The organism is Pantoea sp. RIT413 (genome assembly GCF_003057675.2).
In the GTDB taxonomy this organism is placed as follows: Bacteria; Pseudomonadota; Gammaproteobacteria; order Enterobacterales; family Enterobacteriaceae; genus Pantoea; species Pantoea eucrina.
The window spans coordinates 1-5,361 of record NZ_QBJB02000027.1 but is presented as its reverse complement, the minus strand read 5'-3'; the positions used below and the strand labels follow the sequence as shown (position 1 = coordinate 5,361).

The window sequence follows — 5,361 nt, the reverse complement described above, 5'->3', positions numbered from 1 at the left end:
AATAAAGATTGTAGAGAAAACTACTTTAATTATGAAAAGGATTTCATATGATAAAAAAACCCGAAAAAGGACAAGTAATTAATACGAAAAACCATCCCGATAAAAGTATCGATCAAAATTCATCTTCGCATAGGGTACATTGCGTTAGTGTAAGATTTAATAATAAAGAAATGAAAATCATTGATATTAAACGGGGCTCGACGAATAAAAGCGTATGGCTTCGTAAATTAGCTTTGAATAAAATCATCCCTTTAATACCAGAGATTAATATCGAAGCCTGGAAAGCTTTAACTGAAATATCACAAAAGCTAAATCGAATTGCGATCCATATAGATGGTAAGAGCAAAGATAGCCAGCTCACTCATACAGAGCTTTTCGCTGTGAAACGACAACTACAAGAGCTTCGCCAGCACCTGCTAAATGCTGACAACATATGGAGCAAACCCTATGAAGGGTATGCAGAAGATCAAAAGGGGTAAGAGCTTCGCTGGTGTTGTTCGTTATGCATTGCAGGCGGGAGCACATCATAAAAGTGCTCCAGTCGTAATCGGGGGCAATATGCTGGGTGGCTCCGCTCTTGAACTGATTTCCGAATTCAATGGCACAAAACAGCTTCGGCCAGATGTCCAGAAACCAGTATGGCATAACTCCCTCCGTTTACCTGATGGTGAATCATTATCGAATGACCCGTGGGTAACCATAGCTGACGACTACATGAAAAGGATGGGATTCAGTGATACTCATGTTCGTTGCTATGTACTTCATGACGATCCGGCTGGTCAGCACATACACATTATCGCAAGTCGTATAGACCTCAATGGAGGGAAACTCTACTTGGGTAGGAACGAAAACCTCATCAGCACCCGGATCATCGGTGAACTCGAAATCGCTCATGGTCTGACAGTGAATCGCCACGGGTTTAACAGACACCTCCGAGTCATTTAAGATGGCTTAAAGAGAGGTGCCCATGAGCGGTAAGCGTTATCCCGAAGAGTTTAAAATTGAAGCAGTCAAACAGGTTGTTGATCGCGGTTATTCAGTTGCCAGCGTTGCAACACGTCTCGATATCACCACCCACAGCCTTTACGCCTGGATAAAGAAGTACGGTCCGGACTCATCCACTCATAAAGAACAGTCAGATGCTCAGGCCGAGATCCGCCGGCTCCAGAAGGAGCTGAAGCGGGTTACCGACGAACGGGACATATTAAAAAAAGCCGCGGCGTACTTCGCAAAGCTGTCCGACTGAGGTACGTCTTTATCCGTGACAACAGCAGTTGCTGGCCTGTTCGTCTGCTCTGTCGGGTGCTGAATGTTCATCCCAGTGGCTTTTACGCCTGGCTTCAGCAGCCGCATACTAAGCGCCACCAGGTAAATCTGAGACTGACGGGACAGATTAAACAGTTCTGGCTGGAGTCCGGTTGCGTTTATGGTTATCGCAAGATCCATGTGGACTTGCGGGATAGCGGGCAACAGTGCGGAGTGAACAGAGTCTGGCGACTGATGAAGCGTGTCGGGATAAAGGCCCAGGTCGGGTACCGGAGCCCGCGGGTACGCAAAGGCGAGGCCAGTATCGTGTCACCCAACAAGCTCCAGCGACAGTTCAATCCGGATGCTCCGGATGAGCGTTGGGTAACGGACATAACCTACATCAGGACTCACAAGGGCTGGCTGTATCTGGCCGTGGTTGTTGACCTGTTCTCACGCAAAATTATCGGCTGGTCAATGCAATCCCGGATGACAAAGGACATTGTCCTGAACGCACTGCTGATGGCTGTATGGCGGCGTAATCCGAAAAGAAAGGTGCTGGTCCACTCTGACCAGGGCAGTCAGTATACAAGCCATGAGTGGCAGTCATTCCTGAAATCACACGGGCTGGAAGGAAGTATGAGCCGTCGCGGTAACTGTCACGATAACGCGGTTGCAGAAAGCTTTTTCCAGTTACTGAAACGAGAGCGCATAAAGAAAAAGATCTACGGAACGCGGGAAGAAGCCCGCAGCGATATTTTTGATTACATCGAAATGTTTTATAACAGTAAGCGTCGGCATGGTTCGAGCAATCAGATGTCACTGACAGAATATGAAAACCAGTATTATCAACGGATCGGAAGTGTCTAGATTATTCGTGGCGATTCATCCATGCTTTTTAGAACTCTCTCGCTGTGGGAATCAGACCATTTCCTTTTACAGGCAGTATGCCAGTACCTTGCGACAGCCTCGAATGTCAGAGCTTCGCTCTGCTCGATCTTGTCTGCTTTTTTCTTCTCGGAAGGGTCAATACCATCAGATACCAACTTTTTGGCCTCATCTCGTTTCCTGCGAGCTTCACCAAGAGAGACCATTGGGTAGACACCCAATGCTAAAACTTTTTGTTTACCGTCGAAACGATATTGAAGTCGCCAGTATTTTGAGCCATTGGGGTTGATCAGCAAGTGCATCCCCTGCCCATCAGTGAGTTTGAAAGGTTTGTCGGAGGGCTTGGTAGTCCTAACTTTGATATCCGTGAGAGCCATCAGTTGATACCTCCAGTGTTGGTACCAAAATCAATCGAACCGGGAATACCATCAGTTATACCATCATCAGTTGGTATATGTTCAAGGAATTGAGTAGACGTAGACAGACTAAGAAAAGCCAAAAACCTGCTTAACTTACTGTTTTTATGGACTAAAGTAGACGTTAGTAGACTTGAAAAAAGCTTTGTATGGTGCCGAAGGCCGGACTCGAACCGGCACGTATTTCTACGGTTGATTTTGAATCAACTGCGTCTACCGATTTCGCCACTCCGGCATGGATAAGGATACGGAAAACGCTGGCGATTATACCGTTACCCGTGGGGTGTGCAACCGCTATTGAGTAGCGCGTGCGCTGAGCGTTGAAAAAAACAGCGTCATCATCTCATCAAAAACCAGAACACTCTCAATCTGCATGGCCCTGCCCGCTTCTCCGGAACTTTCTGAGATCTTCCTCCTCATATCCTGCATTATCGGCGTCTGAAAGACGGAACCATGAGGTTATACATGAGTAAATCAATGCAACGCGGCGTTTGGGCATGGGGTATGGCAGCAGCACTGGTCGCGGGCAGCGCGTCGGCGGCGAGCTGGCAGGATCAGCTGAGCAGCGCCGCTTCACAGCTCTCGCAGCAGCAAAACAGCAATACCACCAGCAGCAATGGCGCGCAGAGCGGCGGGCTGTCGCTCTCCACGCTGACCGGCCTGCTGAACGGCGGCGATAAAGCGGTAAGCGCCAGCAATATGACCAACGCAGCGGGCGTGATGGAGTACTGCGTGCAGCATAACGTGGTGGATAACAACGTGAAGTCGGTGAAAGAGCAGGTGCTGAGCAAACTCGGCCTGAGCACGCCGGCGGCGCAGGAGCAGAAAACTGATTATCAGCAGGGAATCGCGGGCCTGCTCAATACCGGTAATGGCCAGCAGCTTAACCTGCAGAGCCTGAGCAACTCGCCAATGGGTGAGAAGCTTAAAACCAAAGCGTGTGATGTCGTGCTGAAGCAGGGCAAAAAATATATCGGCATGTAATCAGCGCCGTGTGCCGGGCTGCTGTCCCGGCCTTATCGTGCTGATGAATGAGATTTTTTATGGCCAGATGCGTACGCTGCTGGCCTCCCCATGTTTTTCTGTGCGCCCTGACGCTATAGTGAGATTTTGCAGCAAACAGGACAGCGCGCATGAAAGGCATCAACATAGCGATTTACTTCGATCCCGATCTGATTCGGCTCTGCGTACATGAGCAGGATGACAGCTACCTCAACCAGACCTTTCAGTATGACGACAGCGTCATTGAAGAGATCTATCAGTGGCTGGAACAGTACACGCCAAAGCGCACCCATATCTGCCTGATTGAGCACGACACCGCTGATATCCTCGCCGATGAGCTGACCGATAACGGCTATCACGTCCATCAGGTGAGCCAGCATGACCTGCTGAGCTGGTTCGCCAGCGAGCCGCCTGCTACGCCGGATGGATCGCCGGTGCGCGCCCTGCTGCGCTATCTCGAGAGCGAACGCCCGGCGGAGTATGAGTCGCGCACGCCGCAGATCGAAGCGCTGATGGATCTGCTGGATGAGCTCGACGCGCTGGAAGGCGTGGATGAGGTGGAGGATGAAGATAGCCTGCCGGATAACGTGCTGCGCCTGATGAAGCAGAAAAAAATCAGCGCTGATGATGCCGCGCAGCGCCTGCTGCCGGAGGTCAATGAGCGCATCCGCGAACACCTCATTAACTACCCCGAACTGATGACGCCGGAGCTGCTGGAAGATTTTTTCCCCGAGATGATCGAAGCGCTCGACACGCCAAAGCACTGAGTAATACATCCTGTCACAGGGCCGCGCACGCGGCCCTGCCCTGCGGAGATGCATGATGCTGGAACTCTTCAAAGCGATAGGCCTCGGGCTGGTGGTGATCCTGCCGCTGGCCAACCCTCTGACGACCGTGGCGCTGTTTTTAGGGCTGGCGGGCGAGATGAATTTTCAGGAGCGTAACCGTCAGGCGCTGCAGGCGTCGGTTTATGTGTTTCTGATCATGATGGTCGCCTGGTACGCCGGCAACGCGGTGCTGCACACCTTTGGTATCTCGATTCCCGGCCTGCGCATGGCGGGCGGACTGATTGTCGCCTTTATCGGCTTTCGCATGCTGTTTCCGGCAAAACCGGTCGGCCATTCGGTAGAGGCGCGCCATAAAAAAGATGAGCAGGATGCCAGTGACGATCCGCGTGAGACGGTGAATATCGCCTTTGTGCCGCTGGCGATGCCGAGCACCGCCGGCCCGGGTACCATTGCGATGATCATCAGTTCAGCCTCAACGGTGAAAGCGGGCGTCGATTTCCCCGCTTGGGTGGTGATGGTCGCCCCGGTGCTGACCTTTCTGGTGGTAGCCCTGATTTTATGGATTTCACTGCGCAGCTCCGGCGCGATTATGAAGCTGGTAGGCAAAGGCGGCATTGAAGCGATTTCGCGCCTGATGGGTTTTCTGCTGGTCTGTATGGGCGTGCAGTTCGTGATCAACGGCGTGCTGGAAGTGGTGCGCACGTTTCATTGAGTTTTGTGCGGGCCCCGTAGGGGGCGCATTTATGCGCCCCTGGTTAAATCCGGGCGTTATTGAATGTCGTGCGGGCATCGGCCAGGGCGCCATGAATGGCGCCCCTACGGGGGATGGATATTATCGAATGTTGTACGAGTCCCGTAGGGGGCGCATTTATGCGCCCCTGGTTGAATCCGGTCGTTATCGAATGTCGTACGAATCCCGCAGGGGGCGCATTTATGCGCCCCTGATTAAATCCGGGCGTTATTGAATGTCGTGCGGGCATCGGCCAGGGCGCCATGAATGGCGCCCCTACGGGGGATGGATA

Annotated in this window: 5 protein-coding genes, 1 tRNA gene and 2 pseudogenes; 6 read left to right on the top strand and 2 right to left on the bottom strand. The window is 51.8% G+C overall.

Annotated elements, in window-relative coordinates; genetic code table 11:
• Window positions 1–47 precede the first annotated feature (47 nt).
• The 3 genes and pseudogenes from DBY66_RS17655 (at window position 48) to DBY66_RS17645 (ending at window position 2,115) form a co-directional block, all read left to right on the top strand.
• Complete coding sequence (locus DBY66_RS17655) at window positions 48–479, top strand: hypothetical protein (RefSeq protein ID WP_233499600.1); 432 nt, start codon at window positions 48–50, stop codon at window positions 477–479.
• A pseudogene (locus DBY66_RS17650) lies at window positions 448–906 on the top strand (relaxase/mobilization nuclease domain-containing protein); the annotation flags it as partial. The gene DBY66_RS17655 and the pseudogene DBY66_RS17650, both read left to right, overlap by 32 nt.
• A gap of 61 nt (window positions 907–967) precedes the next feature.
• Window positions 968–2,115 (top strand): IS3 family transposase gene (locus DBY66_RS17645; protein ID WP_108570013.1). Its coding sequence is split into 2 segments (ribosomal slippage): window positions 968–1,205 and window positions 1,205–2,115, totalling 1,149 coding nucleotides; the frame shifts between segments, so codons are not numbered across the junction.
• Between the two features lie 14 nt (window positions 2,116–2,129).
• Here the strand turns inward: DBY66_RS17645 and DBY66_RS17640 are convergent.
• Together DBY66_RS17640 and DBY66_RS17635 are read right to left on the bottom strand one after the other, a co-directional pair.
• Window positions 2,130–2,510 (bottom strand): annotated as a pseudogene (locus tag DBY66_RS17640) (Arm DNA-binding domain-containing protein); the annotation flags it as partial.
• Window positions 2,511–2,699: 189 nt separating this feature from the next.
• A tRNA-Leu gene (locus tag DBY66_RS17635) sits at window positions 2,700–2,784 on the bottom strand.
• 242 nt (window positions 2,785–3,026) lie between these two features.
• Between DBY66_RS17635 and DBY66_RS17630 the strand changes: the two genes are divergently transcribed.
• The 3 genes from DBY66_RS17630 (at window position 3,027) to DBY66_RS17620 (ending at window position 5,051) form a co-directional block, all read left to right on the top strand.
• Window positions 3,027–3,533 carry a DUF2501 domain-containing protein gene (locus DBY66_RS17630; RefSeq protein WP_071669152.1) on the top strand — a complete coding sequence of 169 codons (507 nt, stop codon included), beginning with the start codon at window positions 3,027–3,029 and terminating at the stop codon, window positions 3,531–3,533.
• A gap of 149 nt (window positions 3,534–3,682) precedes the next feature.
• A complete protein-coding gene (locus DBY66_RS17625; RefSeq protein ID WP_071669124.1) occupies window positions 3,683–4,318 on the top strand; it encodes a hypothetical protein in 636 nt (211 codons plus the stop codon).
• Between the two features lie 55 nt (window positions 4,319–4,373).
• Complete coding sequence (locus DBY66_RS17620) at window positions 4,374–5,051, top strand: MarC family NAAT transporter (protein ID WP_065650243.1); 678 nt, start codon at window positions 4,374–4,376, stop codon at window positions 5,049–5,051.
• Window positions 5,052–5,361 lie beyond the last annotated feature (310 nt).

Excerpts from the sequence above, each read along its gene's own strand:
- DBY66_RS17655 (WP_233499600.1), top strand. The coding sequence starts at position 48 with ATGATAAAAAAACCCGAAAAAGGACAAGTAATTAATACGAAAAACCAT.
- DBY66_RS17630 (WP_071669152.1), top strand. The coding sequence starts at position 3,027 with ATGCAACGCGGCGTTTGGGCATGGGGTATGGCAGCAGCACTGGTCGCG.
- DBY66_RS17625 (WP_071669124.1), top strand. The coding sequence starts at position 3,683 with ATGAAAGGCATCAACATAGCGATTTACTTCGATCCCGATCTGATTCGG.
- DBY66_RS17620 (WP_065650243.1), top strand. The coding sequence starts at position 4,374 with ATGCTGGAACTCTTCAAAGCGATAGGCCTCGGGCTGGTGGTGATCCTG.